Here is a 19,061-nt window from a genome sequence, read left to right as displayed (position 1 = left end):
CAGGCATTGTCGGCCCTTGGCCGGGCCGTCGCGGCGAACCCGGCCAAGCGGCCGATAGACCTGCCGCACCTTCGTTTTCGGTGCAACAAAGGCTCCGACACGTGCGCGACATGGATCCGGATATGTTCTAGGCGTCCGGATGCCCTGCGCTGCAAGCGCATTCAGATATGGCGTTGCGCATGACCATCCGACTTGCCTGCGCCTGGCTCTGAATTCACCTCCTGTTAAGATCGACCCGCTCGATCGGTAGCAGGGGGGAAGTCGGTGCGCGGCAGGCAATCGCGGAATTTCGTTGTGGATCAACGTCGAATGTCACGACGAGTGGCGTATGCGCTGCCTGCCGCGGTGGCCGCATCCCTGATCGCCACGGGATGCGGATCCGCCGAACCCCGGAAAGCGCCCAAGCCGACAGCGCCTGTCACCACCACCGCACCGCGGACCACCCAGTCGACGCCGCGGACGACGCTCCCGCAGCAGCCGACGGCGACCATATCCCCGACCACCACGGAGCGTGGTGGTCTCGGCGGTGGATCCAATGGCGGCAGCGGCAGCTGAATCACACCTGCCAGCTGAAGTGCCGCGCGCTCCCCGCGAGGTCGGTGCTTTACCTGGGATTTCGGGCCACGAACTGAGCTGGGGTCAAGCGGTATGAGGATAGAACTACCCTGCATTGCGCGACCCTGGAGTGGGTCGAGATATGGGCATGACCTAGCGCGGCGCCCGCTCGAGAAATTCGAGGGACACGCTTTCGAACTGGTCCTTCGCTTCGACCATCGCCCAGTGCCCGCACTTGGGAAAGACGTGCACCTCGGCATTCGGAATGAGCCGCATCGGCACGAGCATCATGTCCGGCGGACTCTGACGGTCGTCGATACCCCAGGTGAGCAGCGTCGGGCACTTGACCTTGTGCATCATCGACCAGTACGGCGGGATGCTTGCCTTCTCCTGCATCTTCTTGGTGGCCTCGAAGGCTTTCGAGCCGTACATCGCAGCGAGCGAAGCGTGCGAGTTCGGATCGATCGCGGTCTGCCATCGATCCTCGATAAGCTCCTCGGTCACCAGCGCAGGGTCGTAGGCCATGCAATTCAGCCACCGCACCAGCTTGTCCTTGCTCGGGGCATCTGCGAACTCCTGCAGTAACCGCGTACCCTCGCTGGGGCTCGCGCTGAAGATGTTCGGGCCTACACCGCCGATCGAAATCAACTTACGCACCCGGTGTGGAGCGCTGATGGCGAGGTTGATACCTACTACACCGCCCATGGAATTTCCGATCATTGACGCCGACTCGATCCCCATCGCGTCCATGAATCTCACGACCGCCGCACCGGCGGAGATGACCGGATGCTCCCCCTCCACCGGGTCACTGATGCCAAATCCCGGAAACTCCAGGATGTAGCAGTGGTAGTGCTTCGCGAAGAAGCCGAGATTGCCGCGGAAGTTCTTCCAGCCACTCACGCCGATTCCGGAGCCATGCAGCATGATCAGCGGCTCACCCGCACCCGCCTCGTGGTAATGAAGGGTCCCCTCACCCGTCTCGAGCTGCTTGATCGTGTCCTCGTACGTGTAGTCCATGCCACCACATTAGAACGGGTTTCAGTAATGGGCGGCTCTGAGTCGCCGAAGGCGGCGTACGAACGAACACCGATCCAGCCGCCCCACAGCACAAGTCGCCGAGGGTGGCGTTGCGGCCGAGATCAAGGCAGGCGTTCGAAGACAGCGGCCAGTCCTTGTCCGCCGCCGATGCACATCGTCTCCAACCCGTACCGCGCCTCGCGGCGGTCCATTTCGCGTAGCAGGGTGGCGAGGATGCGGGCTCCGGTTGCGCCGACGGGATGGCCGAGGGAGATGCCGGAGCCGTTGGGGTTCAGGCGGGGGTCGTCGGGTTCGATGTTCCAGTGGCGTAGGACGGCGAGGACCTGGGCGGCGAAGGCCTCGTTGAGTTCGATGACGTCCAGGTCGGCGAGGGAGAGTCCGGCTTGGGTGAGGGCTCGTTCGGTCGCGGGAATCGGGCCGATGCCCATGGTGCGTGGCGCGACACCGGCTACCGCCCAGGAGACCAGGCGGGCGAGGGGGCGCAGGCCGAGCTTGCGGGCTTGCTCGGGGGTGGTGACGAGACACAATGCCGCGCCGTCGTTCTGGCCGCTGGCGTTGCCCGCGGTGACGGTGGAGTCGGGGTCGAGCGACGCCCGGATCGGTCGCAGCGCGGAGAGCGCCTCGACGGTGGTGTCCGCGCGCGGGTGCTCGTCGGTGTCGACGAGCACAGGTGTCGAGCGTCGTTGGGGGACAGAAACTTCGACGATCTCGTCGGCGAATCGACCCGCGCGCTGGGCGGCTACGGCACGTTCGTGCGACTGCGCGGCCAAAGCGTCCTGATCCGCCCGGCTGATCGCGTATTCGGCGCGCAGGTTCTCCGCGGTCTCGATCATCCCGCCCGGCACCGGGAAGTCGCGTCCGCCGGCGGTGACGCGGGCCCGTGCGAGCCGGTCCGCGAGCGCGACGCCGTCGCCTTTGACGCCCCACCGCATTCCGGTCGCGTAGAACTCGGTCTGGCTCATCGACTCCACGCCACCGGCCAGCACCAGATCGCTTCCGCCGGAAGAGACTTGCAGGCACGCCTGGATGACGGCCTGGAGTCCGGAGCCGCAGCGCCGATCGACTTGCAGGCCAGGCACGTCGATGCCGAGGCCCGCGTCGAGGGCGGCGATGCGGCCGATGGCGGGGGCCTCGCCGTTGGGCGAGGCCTGACCGAGGATCACGTCGTCGACGGAGGAGCCGTCGATGCCGGTGCGCCGCACCAGCTCCGTGATGACCGTGGCGGCCAGTTGTTGCGGCGGAACATCTTTGAACACGCCGCCGAAGCGGCCGACGGGGGTGCGGAGCGGTTCGCAGATGACTGCGTCGGGCATCGATTGTCCTTCGGAAGTGGCGATCACATCGCGTCGACGCCGGTGAGTGCGCGGCCGATGATGAGCTTCTGCAGCTGGCTGGTGCCTTCGTAGAGGGTGAGCACGCGCGCGTCGCGCAGGTATTTGCCCATCGGGTACTCGTCGATGAAGCCGTAGCCGCCGAACACCTGGAGGCAGCTATTGCTCACCCGGACGGCGGTTTCGCTGGCCGCGAGCTTGGCCATGGACGAGGCGAGCTGCACCTCCTCCCGCGACGCTCCGGCGTCGACCAGCGCGGCGGCCTTCCAGGTGAGCAGGCGGGCCGATTCGATCTCCACCGCGGAATCGGCGAGCAACTCTTGCACGAGCTGTTTGGTGGCGATGGGTTGTCCGAACTGGGTGCGCTCGGTCGAGTACCGCACCGCGGCGTCGAGGGCCGCCTGCGCGACACCGACGCTGCCCGCCGCCACGGAGATACGCCCTTTGGCCAAGGCGCCCAGAGCGATGCCGAGACCTTTGCCGACCGCGCCGAGCCGCGCCGAGTCGGGCACACGGACTTCTTCGAACGACAGCGCGGCCGTGGCTTGCCCGCGCAGCCCGAGCTTGCCGTGGATGGTCGTCGCCGTGAAACCCGGTGTGTCCGTGGGCACGAGGAAGGCGGTGATGCCTTTGCCGCCCTCGGCCGACGTGCGTGCGAAGACCAGGGCGACCTTGGCCCAGGTGCCGTTGGTGATGAACATCTTCTCGCCGGAGATCACCCAGTCGTCGCCGTCGCGCACCGCCTTCGTGCGCAGCGAGGCCGCGTCGGAGCCGCTGTCGGGTTCGGTGAGCGCGAAGCAGCCGAGCGCGCGTCCAGTGGTGAGTTCCGGGAGCCAGGCTTGTTTCTGCTCGTCGGTGCCGTGCGCGGCGATGGACTTGGTGACGAGGCCGAGCGACACCGAGACGATGCCGCGCACGGCGGAGTCGCCGCGCCCGAGTTCCTCGCAGACCAGGATGTAGGAGAGCATGTCGACCTCGGTGCCGCCGTATTCCTCGGCGATGCCCAGCCCGAGGAATCCGAGTTCGCCGAGTTTTTCGACGATGGCAAGGTCGACGGTCTCGGCGCGGTCCCAGGCGCGTGCGTGCGGGGTGACCTCGGTGTCGACGAAATCGGCTGCCAGCGAGCGGATCTCGCGGTGCATGTCATCGAGAACGAACATCGGTTCCTCGATTCGGGAGCAGGTCTTCGGGGCGAGCGCCCCTGGTGTGCAAGGGGATTCGCTGTTCGGCGCGGGCGCGCAGCCAGGTGCTCACCCGGTAGCGGGGATCGCGGGTGTAGGCGTAGAGGCCGTCGAGTATCGCGGTGACGCGCTCGGTTCCGGCGGATTCGCCGAGTTCCAGCGGTCCCAGCGGATAGCCGAGGCCGAGGCGCGCGCCGCGATCGATGTCCTCGGGAGTGCCGATGCCGTGTTCGGCTAGTGCGCAGGAGAGGTTCACGATGGCGGCCAGAATCCGTTGCGCCACAGGGGCGGTGACGTCGGCAGTCGGTGTCGGGATGTAGCCGGCGGCGGCCAGGACGCGCAGTGCGGGCGCGGCGACGGCGGGGTCGACGGCGCCGGGCACGATCACGGTGAGGCGGCGGCGATCGATCCCGAGCGGATCGATGCCCAGGGTGCGGGCGGGGTCGAGGCCGTAGCGGGCGGCGACCCGGTAGGTCGGTTCGCCGATCGGCAGGACGAGCGAGACCGCCTCTGCGCTGGGAGTTTCGAGCACCATCGCGCCGGATCGGCGCAGTGCCGCCGCGAAGTCGGGGTGATTGTGGACGTGGACCGAGGTGGCTTCGGCGTCCGGTGGGATCTCGGGCTCGGCGGGTAGTACCGGTGCGCCGTCGAGGTAGCGGTAGAAACCTTCGCCCGTCTTGCGCCCGAGCAGACCGGCGGCGACGCGGGTGGCCGCGATGGGGGAGGGCCGCAGGCGCGGGTCGCCGTAGAACCCGGCGGAGACGGTCTCCATGACGGGATGGCTGACGTCCAATCCGGTGAGATCCATCAGCTCGAACGGGCCCATCCGCAAGCCGAGTGTGTCGCGGACGATGCGGTCGATGTCGGCGGGGGAGGCGACCTGTTCGGACAGAATGGCCAATGCCTCGCTGGGCAGGGCGCGCCCGAGGTGGTTGACGAGAAACCCAGGGGTGTCCCGCGCCAGGATCGGTGTGTGGCCCAGCCGGGTCACGAAAGACGTTGCGGTGTAGATCAATTCGGGAGCGGTACGCAGGCCGGGCACGACTTCCACCAGTGACATCAACGGCACCGGGTTGAAGAAGTGCAGCCCGATCAGCCGGGCCGGATCGTGCAGCGCCGACGCGATCGCGGTGATGGACAGCGAACTGGTGTTGGAGGCCAGTACGGCGTTCGGCGTCGCGGTCTCCAGTTCGGCGAAGATCGCCTGCTTGACCGGAAGTTTCTCGACCACGGCCTCGATCACCAGATCGATGTCGGCGGCAGGTGCGGTCGGGGCGGCGCCCGCCGTCAGCCGGGCGAGGATTGCCTCGCCCTCGTCGGCGCTGCGTTTGCCCTTGTCGACGGAGCGCTGAATCATCGATGCGACGAACTCGAGCGCGGCGTGGACGGCGGCGTCGTCGGTGTCGGTCAGCTCGACCCGGTATCCGGCGGTCGCCGCGACCTGCGCGATGCCGCGGCCCATCGCCCCCGCGCCGACGATGCGGATGCGTTCGATCGGTTCCATCAGTGTCCTTCGTAGGTCGGGGAGCGCTTGCCGAGGAAGGCGGCGATGCCCTCGGCGTGGTCGGCGGTGTCGAACAACACCTGAAAAGTCGTGCGCTCCAAGGCGATCGCGGTGTTCAGCGGGGCATTTTCGGCGTGCCGTGCCACGGTGCGGATGGCGCGGATGTTCAACGGCGGCTGGCGCAGGATGGTCGCCGCGATCTCGACGGCCGCGTCCAGCGCGGTGCCGTCGGGCACGATGTCGGCGACGATGCCGATCTGCTGCGCGGTGATGGCGTCGATCGGTTCGCCGGTCAGCACCATCCGCAGGGCGCGGGCGCGACCGGCCCGCTGCACGAGGCGACTCAATCCGCCGGCGCCGGGAATGAGCCCGACCCGGATCTCCGGCTGCCCGAACCGCGCCGACGCGCCCGCGACCACGAGATCGCACGCCATGGCTAGTTCGCATCCGCCGCCGAACGCGTAGCCTTCGACCGCGGCGAGCACCGGTGTGCCGAGCTCGTCGAGCACCGAGAACACCTTGCCGGTTTCGCCCGCGAGGAGATCGGTGGGCCGGTAGGTGCTCATCTCCTTCAGGTCCGTTCCGGCGACGAATACGCCCGCGTCGCCGGTGAGCACGACGGCGCGTACGGCTGGATCCGCATCGGCGGTCGAAAGCTCCTCGGCGAGGGATGTTTTCGTGAAAGAGTTCAGCGCGTTACGGGCCAGCGGCCGCGAGATGCGCAGCACACGGATGCCCGCGTGCTCGCCGGACAGGTCGGTACGGAGGACGGAAGGTTCGCTCATGCCCGCGTCTCCCTGTCGCTCGGCTCCCACTGGTGTGCGGCGCGCTGGCACATGATTCGCTCACTTCGTTCGTTCATCGGAGATACACCCTGGTCGGATCGATGGTGGTGCGCAGCAGATCGAGTTCGGCCGCGGTCGGTGGTTCGGTGACGGTGACGGTGTCGGCGACCCGCAGCGGCCAGCCGGTCGCATCCAGCACCCGCTCGATGGAGACGCCGGGATGCACTGCGGCGAGGCGCAATTCGCCGTCGGCGTCGGCGGTGAGCACGCCGAGCGGGGTGATCACGGTCGTCACGCCACGGCCGCGGGTGCGCACCCGCGGCTCGGCCCTCCGCGCCACGGCGGGCGCCGGGCTGGTGCGGAAATCGAGCCGGTCGACGAAGGATCGCGGGTCGTGGCGCCGCAGTACGACGAAGACCTCGTCCGCGTTCGCCATCACCTCGGCGGCGCCGCCCGCGCCGGGCAGCCGGGCGGCCGGGGCCGCGTAGTCGCCGATCACGGTGCTGTTGAGGCTGCCGAAGCGATCGATCTGGGCCGCGCCGAGAAAGCCGACGTCGATGTAGCCGCCCTGCAGGACATATCCGAACAGGGCGTGCATCCCGAGGATCGCCTCGGCTCCGGTGGCCAGCGGAGCATCGCCGATGGTCTGCGGCAGGCGCGGGGGATGCGCGCCGCAGACGCCGGACTCGTAGACCTGCTCGAGGTCGGGTGAGGTGGTCGCCCGCGCCAGCGCCACGGCCAGGGTCGGCAGGCCGATTCCGGCGAAGACCCGGCGTTTGCCGCGCAGGTGGCGGGCGCTGAGCACGGTCAGCAGCTCGCTGGTGGTTGGTGGGTCGAGGGTCGTGGGAGGTGTGTCGGTCACCGGGTGCATCCGTAGTCGACGGGGTGGGACATGGCGGGCTCCGGGATGAGGCGGTCGAAGTAGCCGGGACCGAGCTTGTCCAGGTAGGCGGCGTGATCGGGCAGGTCGTGGATCCACTCGTGCAACCACCGGTCGAGCGCGGCGGGGTCTTTGCTGATCTCGGGCCAGGATCGGTAGAAGTCGTTGTCGCGGTCGTAGTACCCCTGCACGAAGGAGGGATGCGCGCCGCGCGGGCACTCGACGACCGCGTCGATCGCGAATCCGGGGATGACGGTGCGATTGGGGTCGGCGCGGATCACCTCGTCGTCGACGATCTCCTCGACCACCACGATGGTGCGCGCCGACGCGAACGCCACCTCTTGGAGCGGGCCGAGGATGCCCCATGCCTGGACGTTGCCCGCGCGGTCGGCGCGCTGCGCGTGCAGGATCGCGACATCGGGCCGGATCGGCGGAACCACGTAGATCTCCTCGACGCCGCCGTCCGGGTCGGGGAACGGTGACGCCACCTTGGCGATACGCGGATTGTGCGCGGGCAGATCGCTGCCCGCGTACGAACGCAGCGGGTAGAAGGGCAGATTCGCGGCTCCGGCGAGATAGCGGGCGAGCAGGCCGAAGTGGCTGTACTCCTCGATCTCGAGGCCGCTCGGTTCCCGGCGCTCCACGGCCCTGCGGATGGCGTGCAGCGAGCCGACCGAGCTGTTGCCGGTGAACGAGAAGATCATCGCGCGGGCCGCGCCCGCCGCGATCAGCTGGTCGAAGACGATGTCGGGCGTCATCCTGACCAGCGTCAGATCGCGCCTGCGCTGGCGAATCAACTCGTGACCGGCGGCGACGGGGATCAAATGGGTGAATCCCTCCAAGGCCACGGTCGCGCCGTCCTCGACGTACGCGGCGATGGCCTCGCGCATCGTCAGCTGTTTGGACCGGGGCATCGGGCTCCTTCGCTTGGAACTGTCCTCACGGTGCCCTGTCCGACCGATATAGTCCAATACTCAATTCGCAATGCAGTGATACCGATTCTTACTGAATGGGGACGTAGTGGAGTTCCGTCATCTCGCCGGGTTCGTCGCGGTCGCCGAGGAGTTGCACTTCGGCCGCGCGGCCGAGCGCCTGCACATGGCCCAGCCGCCGCTGAGCCAGCAGATCCGCGCGCTGGAGAAGGAACTCGGGGTCGCGCTGTTCGAGCGGAACACCCGATCGGTGCGGCTGACCGCCGCGGGCGAGGTGCTGCTGCCGCATGCGCGCAAGGTGCTCGACGACATCGAGCTGGCCAGGCGGGCGGCGGTCGCCTCGGGGCGCGGCGAGGTCGGCCGGGTCTCGATCGGCTTCGCCGGAGCCAGCAGTCACGAGGCGCTGCCGACGCTGACCAGGGCGGTGCGCGCGGCGCACCCCGGCATCGAGGTGCGCCTGCGCGGGCAGACCTACGCGGGCGTCGCGCTGAACCTGGTCGCGGCGCGCGAACTGGATGTCGGTTTCGTCCGGCTGCCGGTGCGGCGCGAGGGCGTCGCCGTGCGGGTGATCGAGTACGAGCGGCTGGTCGCGGCGTTGCCCGCGGAGCATCCGCTCGCCGACGCCCCCGATATCGAAGTCGCCGACCTGGCCGAGGACGCCTTCGTCACCTTTCCCGGCACGCAGGGCTCGAGCGTGCGCGATCACCTGGTGCGCACGGCGCTCGACGCCGGGTTCACCCCGCGCATCGTGCAGGAGGCGCCGGACTCGTACACCATCCTCGATCTGGTGGCCGCCGGGGTCGGCGTGACGCTGACCGTCTCCTCGGTGCAGCACATCCACCGGCCCGGCATGGTCTACAAGGAATTGCGCGGCGACGTGCCCGCGCTCGCGTCCGCGTTGGCCTGGCGAGCGGACAACACCTCGCGCGCGCTCGCCGCCGTGCTCGAGGTGGCCGAAGAGGTGCTGCCGACCCCGCCCGAGCCGGCGCCGGGCGAACGCTGAAATCCGCTACAGGCCCATATCTTTGGCGATGATCATGCGCATCACCTCGCTGGTGCCGCCGTAGATCCGGTTGACGCGGTTGTCCGCGTAGAGCCGGGCGATCGGATACTCGGTGATGTAGCCGTAGCCGCCGTGCAATTGCAGGCAGCGGTCGATCACCCGGGAGGCGATCTCGGTGCAGAACAGCTTGGCCGAGGCGGCGTCGGCGGGCGTCAGCTCGCCGCGGTCGTGCGCGGCCAATGCCCGATCGACCACCGCTTCGGCCGCGTCCACCTCGGCGCGGCAGGCGGCCAGCTCGAACTTGGTGTTCTGGAAGCTGGCCACCGGCTTGGCGAATACCAAACGGTCTCTGGTGTATTGGTGCGCGAAGCGCACGGCGGCTTTCGCCTGGGCGTACGCGCCGACGGCGATGCTGAGCCGCTCCTGCGGCAGGTTCTGGCCCAGGTAGGAGAAGCCGCGGTGCTCCTCGCCGAGCAGATCCTCGACGGGCACCCTGACGTCGGTGAAGGTGAGCTCGGCGGTGTCGGAGACCTTCAGGCCCAGCTTGTCCAGCTTGCGGCCCACGGAGTAGCCGGGCAAGGAGGAGTCCACTACGAGCAGAGACAAGCCGTAGCGGCGGTCTTCGGCCTTGGTCGGTGCGGTCCGCGCGCACACGATGACCCGGTCGGCGTGCACGCCGCCGGTGATGAAGGTCTTCGCGCCGTTGAGCACGTAGTGCGTGCCGTCCTCGGACAGCGCCGCGGTGGTGCGGATACCGGCGAGGTCCGATCCGGTGCCGGGTTCGGTCATGGCGATGGCGAACATCGTCTCGCCGCTGACGAAGCCGGGCAGCCAGCGCCGCTTCTGCTCCTCGGTGGCCAGCGCCTTCAAATACGGAAGGCACAGCGACACATGCACGCTGGAGCCGCCGAAGGACACCGCGGCGCGCGAGATCTCCTCGGTGAGCACGGCCTGGAAGGAGAACGATTCGATGCCCGCGCCGCCGTATTCGGTGGGTACCTCGATGCCGAACACGCCGAGTTCGCCGAGCTTGTGATAGAAGTCGCGGGGGACGATGCCGTCGGCGTACCACTTGTCGTAGACCGGTACCACCTCGGACTCGATGAAGGACCGGATGGTCTGCCGGAACGCCTCGTGGTCGGCCTCGAAAACTGCTCTGCGCACGATGATTTCCTTCCATGTCGGGGCGGCGCCTGAGCACCGCCGAGCAGGCCTGCCCGGTGTGCGCCGAGCAGGCCTGCGGGTTGGGTTCTCGCGGAACTACTTCGGGGGCGCGGGAACCGAGGGGTCCTTGCAGTAGGGCAGTTCCGCCGGGCAGGGGGCGATGATGGTGGAGAAGTACTGGAACGCCGAGAACAGCGCGATCGGACCGCCCACCGTGATCAGTCCGACCATGGCGCCGACCGCGCCCAGCGTGGCCGCGCCGAGCACGCACCCGGCGATGGTGGCGCCGACCCAGGGCAGCAGCAGCGCGATCACCGGGCTGGCGACCGTGGCGCCCGCCGCACCGCCGAGCAGGCAGCCGACGCCACCGCCGAGGACAGCGCCGACGACGGCGCTCACCGCGGCGCTGATGGTCATCCGCTGGGCGAACACGCCGAGCGCGGATTGATCACGCGGCGTGAAGGATTCGGCTACCTGCTTGGCCGCCTGCTCCGTGCTGATGACCTCGTTCTGCGCCACGGCGGTCACCGGCGTTCCGCCCTCGCGGGACGGCGTCAGGATCGCGCGGTCGCCCTCGATCCGCGCCGCGATCGGGTACGCCACGGCGTCCATGCGGTAGGTGAGCGGCACGGCCGCCACCGGGGTGTCGTCGGCGGCGGTGACCACCAGCTGGTCCGCGACGACGCGCAGCTTGCCGTCGCCGACGGTCACCACGGCGGAATCACCTTGCCGGGTGACCTCGTAGTGCACCTCCCGCTGTTCCGGAGCGGGCGCGGCGTGGGTGGTGCCCGCGCCGCCGACACCGACGGCCACTACCGCCAGAGCTGCGGTCACGACGCTGTTTCGCAGTTTCATTGTTGATCCTCATCGATCGGTTTTCTTCGTGCTTGCCGACGACGCCGGAATGCGCCGCGGCACGTGGTGGGGGAGCGGTTTACCGGCCTGTGTCGATGACGTCGCCGGCGAGCACCCAGTGGTCACCCTCGAACCGCTGGATGCGCAGGGACTCCATCGGGAACGCGTCGCCTTCGCCGGTCTTCAGCCTGATGCCGGGCAGCAGCAGGTCGATGCCGACATCGTTCAGCGAGCGCATGGCGTCGCGAAGTCCTTCGCGGGTGGGGCATTTGGCGGATTCCATCGTCTTGTGGAAGCTCTCGGCGGCCGCCCAGCCGACCAAGGTGTACTGGTTGGCCGGGTCGGCGCCGGGCGCGTACTTCGCCAGCTTCTCCCGGTATTCGCGCATCGCCGGGTCGCCCGCCCACTGCGGGTCGGACGGGTCCTTGGTGAAGGCCACCGACACCACACCCTGGGCGTTCTCCAAGCCGACCGGCTTCAGCACGCTGACGGTGTTCGCGACCTGGGTCAGGATGTGCAGCGGATTCCACTCGGTGTTGCGCCGCTCGGCGGCCAGCGCCTGAGACGCGAACTTCGGCGTGGAGAAGTTCAGCAGCACATCGGCTTTGGAGCCGGCCAGATTGCGCACCTGCGGTTCCACGGTCGGATCGGTGACCTCGTAGCTCTGCTCGGCCACCACACGGACGCCGCTGCCCGCGATCGCCTCGGTGAAGCTGGTGAGCAGATCCTTGCCGAAATCGTCGTTCTGGTAGAGCACGGCCACCGTCGCGTCGGGGCGCTGCTGGCGCACGTACTGCGCGAAGGCCCGGCCCTCGGAGCGGTAGCTGGGCTGCCAGCCGATGGTCCAGGGATGCTCTTCGTCCGCACCCCATTTCGTCGCGCCGCCCGCGACGAACACCTGTGGCACCTTGCGCTCGTTCAGGTAGTCCCACACCGCGGAGGAGGTGGGGGTGCCCAGCGTCTGGAAGACGGCGAACACCTGATCCTGCTCCACCAGCCTGCGGGTTTCCTCGACCGTCTTGGGCGGCTGGTACCCGTCGTCGCGCACCAGGTACTCGACGGCGCGCCCGCCGATGCCGCCGTGCTCGGCGTTGAGGTAGTCGAAGTAGGCGCGGACGCCCTTGGGCAGTTCGCCGTATGCCGATGCGGGTCCCGACAGCGGGTAGATCCCGCCCAGCTTGATGCCGGTGTCGGTGATGCCGGTGGTCTGCTGACCGCGACATTCGCCCTGTCCGACGGTGCTGCCCGCGTCGCCGCGGCCGCCGCAGCCGGAGACCGCGAGCAGGACGGCGGCCGCGACGCCTGCGGCGCGGATTGCCTTAGTGCGCATTGTTCTTCCCTTTCCGAACGAGCCGTTCGAGCCAGCGCGCCGTACGGCCGGCGAGTCCGGCCAGTCCGTTCGGCGCGAGGTACATGACCGCGATGATCAGGAGTCCGAAGATCACTCCGGGCGCGGCCTGGTTCAGGTCCTGGGCGAAGCTCGGGACGTACATCACGAACAGTCCGCCGAGCAGCGGTCCCCACTGGCCGCCGAGTCCGCCGACGACCAGCCCCGCCAGCAGCGTGATGGACAACCCGACGGCGAAGGAGTCCGGGGAGACGAACCCGATCACCCAGGTGTGGACGCAGCCGGCCACTCCGGCGAGCATGGCGCCGCAGGCGAAGGCGAGCGTCTTGTAGAAGGCCAGGCGCACCCCCATCACCTCGGCGGCGATCTCGTTGTCGCGGATCGCGTGCAGCGCCCGGCCGACTCGCGATCGCAGCAGCCCGGCCACCAGCAGGAAGCTCACGACGGTGACGAGCAGCGCCAGGAAGTACAGCCACTGGTCCTCGGCCAACCCGGTCCACATCGGCGGCGCGGGTTTGGTCAGCGTCAACCCCATGGAACCGCCGGTGAGCGATTCGAAGCGCTTGAGCAGCGGCACCAGGAAGATCGCGATGGCCAGGGTGACCAGCGCCAGATACAGACCGCGCAGCCGAAGCGCGGGGATGCCGAGAGCGAACCCGAGCGCGAAGGCCACCGCCGCCGCGACCGGCAGCGTCGCGAAATACGGTATGTCCCAACGGTCGAGCAGCACGGCGCTGGTGTACGCGCCGACGGCGAAGAACGCGCCGTGCCCTAGCGAGATCTGGCCGGTGTGGCCGACCAGTACGTTCAAGCCGAGCAATGCGACCGCGTAGATCATCGCGAGCGCCAGCTGGAAGGTGCGGAACGGCACCAGCTGGAACGGCGCCAGGCACGCGAGCAGCAGTAGCGCGCCGATTCCGAGCCAGGACCAGTGCGGCAACGGAAGTCGCCGCGACGCGGTGCGCGAGGAGGCTTCGGTCTGCGCGGCGTCCGCCGCGCTTTCCACGACCGCGCTCTGCTGAGTTCCCATGTCGCTCATACCCGTTCCACCACCGCGTGACCGAAGAGCCCCTGCGGCCGCACCAGCAGGACGCCGAGGATGATCACCAGCGGCACGCCGATCTTGAGTTCGGTGCCGATGACGTCCAGATATGCGCCGGTGAGGGTTTCGGCGACGCCGACGATCAGTCCGCCCACCACCGCGCCGCCGGGGCTGTCGAAGCCGCCGAGCGTCGCCGCCGCGAAGGCGTAGATCAGAACGCCGCCCATCATGTTCGGCTCGAGGAACAGCAGTGGCGCCGACAGCACGCCGGAGACCGCGCCGACCAGTGCGGCCAGGCCCCAGCCCAGCGCGAGCACCGTGCCGACCCTGATGCCGACCAAGCGTGCCGACTGCGGGTTGCAGGCGACCGCGCGCATCGCCAAGCCGATCTTGGTGTAACGAAACAGCGAGTACAGCAAGCCCATCACGGCGGCCACCACCCCGAGCACACCGAGGCTCCCGTACCCGGCGGTGACCCCACCGGCCCGGAAAGCGCCCTCGGGGAACGGGTTCGGGAACGACTTGACCTGGTAGGACCAGATCCAGCCCGCCGCGGCGTTGACGAAGAAGAACAGGCCGACGGTGACGATCACCAGCGTCAATTCCGGTGCGCCCTCGACGGGCCGGATGATCACGCGTTCGATCAGCATGCCGCCGAGGAACGACACCGCGAGCGTCGCGGGCAGCGCCAGCCAGAACGGCCATCCGCTCTCGACGAACTGCCAGGCCAGGAAGGCCGAGAACATGGCGAGCTCGCCCTGGGCGAAATTGACGATGCCGGTGAACCGGTAGATGAGCACCAGCGCCAGGGCGAGCCCGGCGTAGATCGCTCCGGCCGTGAGGCCTTCGATGAGTTGTTGCAGAAATCCGGCCACGGTCACATCCGGTATCCGAGATAGGATTCGGCGACCTGCTCGTCGGCCTTGATCTGGGCCGCGGTGCCGGACAAGACGATTCGGCCCGTTTCCAGGACGTGCGCCCGGTGCGCTGTCCCGAGCGCGAGATGCGCGTTCTGCTCGACGACGATCACGGTGGTGCGCTCCTCTTCGTTGATGGTGTGCACGATTTGAAAAAGCTCCTGGGTGACCAGCGGCGAGAGGCCGAGCGATGGCTCGTCCAGCAACAGCAGCCGTGGCCGCGACATGAGCGCCCTGCCGATCGCCAGCATTTGCTGCTGACCGCCGGACAGTCCGCCCGCGGTCTCCCGCAGCTTGTCGCGCAGGATGGGGAAGAAGTCGAAGATCCGGCGCAGGTCGGCTTCGGTCCGGACCCGGTCGCGGTGCTGATAGGCGCCGAGGCGCAGGTTGTCCTCGACGGAAAGCGGAAGGAAGGTGCCGCGGCCCTCCGGCACGTGCGCGACGCCGAGCCGCGCGATCGCCTCGGGTGTGCGGCCGGTGATGTCCGCGTCTTCGAGCCGGACCGTCCCGCGCACCCGGATCATCCCGCACAGCGCGCGCAGCAACGTCGTCTTGCCCGCGCCGTTCGGGCCGAGAATCGCGCAGACCTCGCCGCGGGCCACCGAGAAGCTCAACCCGTGCAGCACCTTGGCCGCGCCGTAGCCCCCGCGCAGGTCGCTGACGGTGAGGAATGGTTCGTCGGTCATGCCGCCGTCCCGAGGTAGGCCCGGATGACCGCCGGATCGCGTTGCACCGCTTCGGGTTCGCCCTCGGCGATGACCCTGCCGAATTCCAGGCACACCACCCGGTCGCAGGTGCCCATCACGAATCCCATGTGGTGCTCGACGACGATCACCGTCAGGTCGAACTCGGTGCGCAGGGCACGCAGGCGCTCGGCGAACACGTCGACCTCGCCGTGGCTGAGTCCGTTGACCGGCTCGTCCAGCAGCAGCAGTCGCGACCCGACGGCCAGCGCGCGTGCCAGTTCGATCCGCTTGAGCGTGCCGAACGGCAGGTCTGCGGCCGGGTGGTCCGCGACGTCGGCGAGGTCCAAGCGCTCCAACAGGGCGTCGACCTCGGCGCGCAGCCGCCGCTCCTCCCGCCGCACCCCCGGCAGGCGCAGGCTCGCGGAGACGAAACCGGCGTTGGCCCGGTGGTGGGCGCCGACGAGGACGTTGTCCCGAACCGACATGCGGGGGAACAGGCCGAGGTTCTGGAAGGTGCGGGCGATGCCGAGCCCGGCCAGGGCGTCCGGACGAACGGCCAGCAGGTCTTCACCGTGGTAGCGCATGGCGCCTTCGGTGGGCTGGTATCGCCTGGTCAGGCAGTTGAACAAGGTGGTCTTGCCCGCGCCGTTCGGACCGATCAGGCCGACCATCTCGCCCGGCGCGACGGCGAAGCCGACGTCGTGCAGGGCGGTGATGCCGCCGAAGCGAACGGTCAGGTGGGATATCTCGAGCATTCGTCCTCCGGCCCGCGTCCGAGACGTGGGTGAAATTCCGAGCGGGTCGGCGCAGTCTCATCGGACTGGCCTGTGGATCGTGGTCAGCGTAAAGACGCTGGTCAGGGCGCACATCGGACGCGGAGGCCCAATCTCGGCCGTCCGGTTTGTCCGGCGTGGACAGGGGTGGATGTCTCGTTCGGGCCGGTTGACACCCGCGACGAGGGCCGTGGAGTATGCCCGGTTATGTCAGCTGGATCACATTCGATCGGCGTTTCCGCGCCGGTCCAGGCCGAGCGCACGCGGATCGTCGGCAGCGTCTTCGAGCACGCGCACGACATCGCCGACGCGGGCATGTCCGCGATCCTGGCGCAGGTCCCCGGGTACGCGGCGCGCGACACCGCCTTTCACGCCGACGTGCACGACCAGCTGACCCGCCTGTGCCGGACCGGGCTCGGCGCGCTGCTGGACAAGCGCCGCGTCACGACCGCCGACATCGCCTATGCCAAGCGCGCCGCCGCGCGCCGGGCGCAGTCGGGGCTGACGCTGGTCGACTACATCTCCGCGTTCCGGCTCGGTCAGACGGCGATCTGGAAATCGCTGGTCGCCCACGCGGGCGATTCGGAAGCCGGGCGCGACGCGGCGCTGTCGATGGTCGTCCCGCTCACCCGCTACTGCGATTTGATCAGCACCCAGGCGGCCAACGCGTATCTGGAATTCCAGCAATACCTTTCGGCCGAGGCAGGTCGCGATAGCAGGGAGCTGGTCGAGTGCCTGCTCGACGGCGTCCTGCCCGACCGCGGTCCGCAGCTGGCCACCGCGCACGCGCACGGCCTCGGCACGGAACGGGACACGGCCATGGTTGCGGTGACGGCTGTCGTGTTGCGGACGGCGGATCGCGGGCAGTCGGGTGACTCCGAAGCGGCGGCCAGGCACATCGCCTCGGCCGCGCTCGCGCGCACCGGGGTCAACGGGCTGCGCACCCTGTCGGTGGTGCGCGGTTCGGAGATCGTCGCGCTGCCCGCGCTCGCCCGCGACGGCGGCACCGACGAATTGTGCGCGCGGCTGCGGCGGACCCGGGACAAACTGCACACCGAGGGCATCACCCTCGCGATCGGCATCAGCACCGCGTTCACCGAGATCGCCCAGTTCCCCCGGGCCTATCAGCAGGCCCGTTCCGCGCTGGACCTGCTGCCCGAGGACGGCGGAGTCCTCGCTCTGCCGCATCTCTCGCCGTTCCGGTATCTGATGCTGCGCGCCGACGACACGGTCCGTCAGCTGGTGGATCCGCGCATCGCCGCCGCGCTGGCCGAGGATCGGATGCGCGGCGGGATGCTGGCCGACACCATCCGCGCCTTCGCCGCGGCCGACATGAATCTGCGCGAAGCCGCCGACGAACTGCGCATCCACCACAACACCGCCAAGTACCGGCTGCGGCGGATCCAGGAACTCACCGGCCGCAACGTCCGCAGCGTCCACGAACTGGTCGAGTTGCTCGTCGCCATCGAGCTGCACGCCGCGCCGAAGTAAGGCGCGAAAGAGAAACTTGCACCGCTAGTTTCCCTGCTCTACGGTGGCAGAAAACTTGCGTCGTTAGTTTTGGAGGTGGCATGAACGCCACGCTGTCGTTGGCGAGCATTCTGGCCGAGCAGGCGCGCCGCCGCCCGGATCGAATCGCGTTGATCGAGGGCAAGCAGCGCATCACATTCGCCGAGCTGTGGGCGCAGGCCCGCGAACAGGCCGCCGCCCTGATCGGACTCGGGGTGCGCCCCGGCGATCGCGTCGCGTTGATGTGCCCGAATACCGCCGAGTTCCCGCGCGCCTACTACGCGATCCTCGCCGCGGGCGCAGTGGTGATCCCGGTGCATCTGCTGCTGACCGCCGACGAGGCCACGCACGTGCTGCGCGACAGCGGGGCGACGCTGCTGGTGTGCCACGAGCAGTTCGCTGGTGTCGGGCAGGTCGCGGCGGACGCGGCGGGCATCGGCTGTCACGATCCGAATGCCCTTGTGGCGGAACCGATCAGCTCGTTCGTCTCGCGCGCCCCCGGGGATCCGGCCGTGGTGTTCTACACCAGCGGAACCACGGGCAAGCCGAAGGGCGCCGAGCTCAGCCATCTGAACATGGTCATGAACGCGACGGTGAACGCCTTCGACGCCAACGACGTTCGCGGCGACGACGTCGCGCTCGGCGCGCTTCCGCTGTTCCACATCTTCGGCCAGACCGTCTCCATGAACTCCACCTGGCGCGCGGGCGCGACGCTGGTGTTGCAGCCCCGCTTCGACCCCGACGCCGCCATCCGGCTGATGCACGCCGAGGGCGTGAACACCTTCCACGGCGTGCCGACCATGTATGTCCGGTTGATCACCGCCGCAACGAAACTCGGTGCACCGCCCCTGCGTTTGTGCATCTCGGGCGGTGCTTCGCTGCCGCAGCCGGTGCTGGAGACTTTTCACGATCTGTTCGGCACCCGGATTCTGGAGGGTTACGGGCTCTCGGAGACCTCGCCGACCGCCGCGGTGAACCAGCCGGACTTCGGGCCGCGCGCGGGCACCGTCGGGCACGCGGTGTGGGGCGTGGAGGTGGAGATCGCCGACCCCGGCCTGCCGGACGAGATCGTCCTGCTGCCCACCGGAGAACTCGGCGAGATCGTGATCCGCGGGCACAACGTGTTCAACGGATACATCGGCAATCCTCAGGCCACCGCCCGCGCGGTGGTGCACGGCTGGTTCCGGACGGGCGATCTCGGCGTGAAAGACTCCGACGGGTATGTGACGATCGCCGACCGGATCAAGGACATGATCATCCGCGGCGGCTTCAACGTGTACCCCAGCGAGGTGGAAGAGGCGCTGCTGTACCACCCCGCCGTCGACGCGGTCGCGGTGATCGGTCTGCCCGACGAGACCTACGGCGAGGAGATCTGCGCGGTCGTCGTCGCCGGTGGACCGCTGACCGCGGAGGAGGTCGTCGCCTTCGGCCGCGAGCGCCTCGCCAAGCACAAGTATCCGCGCCGGGTGGAGTTCGTCGACCAGTTGCCGCTCGGTCCGAGTCACAAGGTGCTCAAGCGCGAACTCGTGCGCCGCTACGGCTGAAAGCGCTGCTAGCT

The 19,061-nt window shown here is 68.8% G+C and carries 17 protein-coding genes; 3 read left to right on the top strand and 14 right to left on the bottom strand.

Annotated elements, in window-relative coordinates:
- Positions 1–708 precede the first annotated feature (708 nt).
- The 7 genes from NX1_RS23300 to NX1_RS23270 all read right to left on the bottom strand — a co-directional run bounded on the left by NX1_RS23300 (position 709) and on the right by NX1_RS23270 (position 8,188).
- Positions 709–1,572: an alpha/beta fold hydrolase gene (locus NX1_RS23300; RefSeq protein WP_068063277.1), complete on the bottom strand. Its 864-nt coding sequence runs from the start codon at positions 1,570–1,572 to the stop codon at positions 709–711.
- Positions 1,573–1,694: 122 nt separating this feature from the next.
- Complete coding sequence (locus NX1_RS23295) at positions 1,695–2,906, bottom strand: acetyl-CoA C-acetyltransferase (protein WP_068063326.1); 1,212 nt, start codon at positions 2,904–2,906, stop codon at positions 1,695–1,697.
- Between the two features lie 23 nt (positions 2,907–2,929).
- Positions 2,930–4,084, bottom strand: coding sequence for an acyl-CoA dehydrogenase family protein (locus NX1_RS23290; RefSeq protein WP_068063275.1), 1,155 nt, complete (start codon positions 4,082–4,084; stop codon positions 2,930–2,932).
- A complete protein-coding gene (locus NX1_RS23285) occupies positions 4,068–5,609 on the bottom strand; it encodes a 3-hydroxyacyl-CoA dehydrogenase (RefSeq protein WP_068063273.1) in 1,542 nt (513 codons plus the stop codon). Before NX1_RS23285 ends, NX1_RS23290 begins: the two co-directional genes overlap by 17 nt.
- Positions 5,609–6,394 (bottom strand): enoyl-CoA hydratase-related protein, encoded by a 786-nt coding sequence (locus tag NX1_RS23280; protein ID WP_068063271.1) that lies wholly within the window; start codon positions 6,392–6,394, stop codon positions 5,609–5,611. The genes NX1_RS23285 and NX1_RS23280 overlap by 1 nt, the downstream gene beginning before the upstream one ends.
- 73 nt (positions 6,395–6,467) lie before the next feature.
- Positions 6,468–7,256: a CoA-transferase subunit beta gene (locus tag NX1_RS23275; protein ID WP_245668642.1), complete on the bottom strand. Its 789-nt coding sequence runs from the start codon at positions 7,254–7,256 to the stop codon at positions 6,468–6,470.
- Positions 7,253–8,188, bottom strand: coding sequence for a CoA transferase subunit A (locus NX1_RS23270; protein WP_068063266.1), 936 nt, complete (start codon positions 8,186–8,188; stop codon positions 7,253–7,255). Before NX1_RS23270 ends, NX1_RS23275 begins: the two co-directional genes overlap by 4 nt.
- Before the next feature lie 106 nt (positions 8,189–8,294).
- On the opposite strand from NX1_RS23270, the gene NX1_RS23265 reads away from it, so the two are divergent.
- Positions 8,295–9,209, top strand: coding sequence for a LysR substrate-binding domain-containing protein (locus NX1_RS23265; RefSeq protein WP_068063264.1), 915 nt, complete (start codon positions 8,295–8,297; stop codon positions 9,207–9,209).
- A gap of 6 nt (positions 9,210–9,215) precedes the next feature.
- On the opposite strand, the gene NX1_RS23260 is transcribed toward NX1_RS23265, so the two are convergent.
- The 7 genes from NX1_RS23260 to NX1_RS23230 form a co-directional block, all read right to left on the bottom strand.
- A complete protein-coding gene (locus NX1_RS23260; protein WP_068063261.1) occupies positions 9,216–10,373 on the bottom strand; it encodes an acyl-CoA dehydrogenase family protein in 1,158 nt (385 codons plus the stop codon).
- Between the two features lie 96 nt (positions 10,374–10,469).
- Complete coding sequence (locus NX1_RS23255; protein WP_068063259.1) at positions 10,470–11,228, bottom strand: DUF8020 domain-containing protein; 759 nt, start codon at positions 11,226–11,228, stop codon at positions 10,470–10,472.
- 79 nt (positions 11,229–11,307) lie between these two features.
- Complete coding sequence (locus NX1_RS23250; RefSeq protein WP_068063257.1) at positions 11,308–12,558, bottom strand: ABC transporter substrate-binding protein; 1,251 nt, start codon at positions 12,556–12,558, stop codon at positions 11,308–11,310.
- Positions 12,548–13,615: a branched-chain amino acid ABC transporter permease gene (locus tag NX1_RS23245; RefSeq protein ID WP_084501689.1), complete on the bottom strand. Its 1,068-nt coding sequence runs from the start codon at positions 13,613–13,615 to the stop codon at positions 12,548–12,550. The genes NX1_RS23250 and NX1_RS23245 overlap by 11 nt, the downstream gene beginning before the upstream one ends.
- Positions 13,612–14,499, bottom strand: a complete 888-nt coding sequence (locus NX1_RS23240; RefSeq protein ID WP_245668641.1) for a branched-chain amino acid ABC transporter permease — start codon at positions 14,497–14,499, stop codon at positions 13,612–13,614. Before NX1_RS23240 ends, NX1_RS23245 begins: the two co-directional genes overlap by 4 nt.
- Positions 14,496–15,221: an ABC transporter ATP-binding protein gene (locus tag NX1_RS23235; protein ID WP_068063255.1), complete on the bottom strand. Its 726-nt coding sequence runs from the start codon at positions 15,219–15,221 to the stop codon at positions 14,496–14,498. Before NX1_RS23235 ends, NX1_RS23240 begins: the two co-directional genes overlap by 4 nt.
- Positions 15,218–15,976: an ABC transporter ATP-binding protein gene (locus tag NX1_RS23230; RefSeq protein ID WP_068063252.1), complete on the bottom strand. Its 759-nt coding sequence runs from the start codon at positions 15,974–15,976 to the stop codon at positions 15,218–15,220. The genes NX1_RS23235 and NX1_RS23230 overlap by 4 nt, the downstream gene beginning before the upstream one ends.
- Positions 15,977–16,201: 225 nt before the next feature.
- Between NX1_RS23230 and NX1_RS23225 the strand changes: the two genes are divergently transcribed.
- Both NX1_RS23225 and NX1_RS23220 read left to right on the top strand, forming a co-directional pair.
- Positions 16,202–17,485 (top strand): PucR family transcriptional regulator, encoded by a 1,284-nt coding sequence (locus NX1_RS23225; protein ID WP_068063250.1) that lies wholly within the window; start codon positions 16,202–16,204, stop codon positions 17,483–17,485.
- Between the two features lie 80 nt (positions 17,486–17,565).
- The gene (locus tag NX1_RS23220) at positions 17,566–19,047 is read left to right on the top strand and encodes a long-chain-fatty-acid--CoA ligase (RefSeq protein WP_068063246.1); all 1,482 of its coding nucleotides are present in this window, start codon (positions 17,566–17,568) and stop codon (positions 19,045–19,047) included.
- Positions 19,048–19,061 lie beyond the last annotated feature (14 nt).

It is taken from the genome of Nocardia xishanensis NBRC 101358 (assembly GCF_001613365.1).
Taxonomy (GTDB): domain Bacteria; phylum Actinomycetota; class Actinomycetes; order Mycobacteriales; family Mycobacteriaceae; genus Nocardia; species Nocardia xishanensis.
This window is presented reverse-complemented; position numbering and strand designations above follow the sequence as displayed.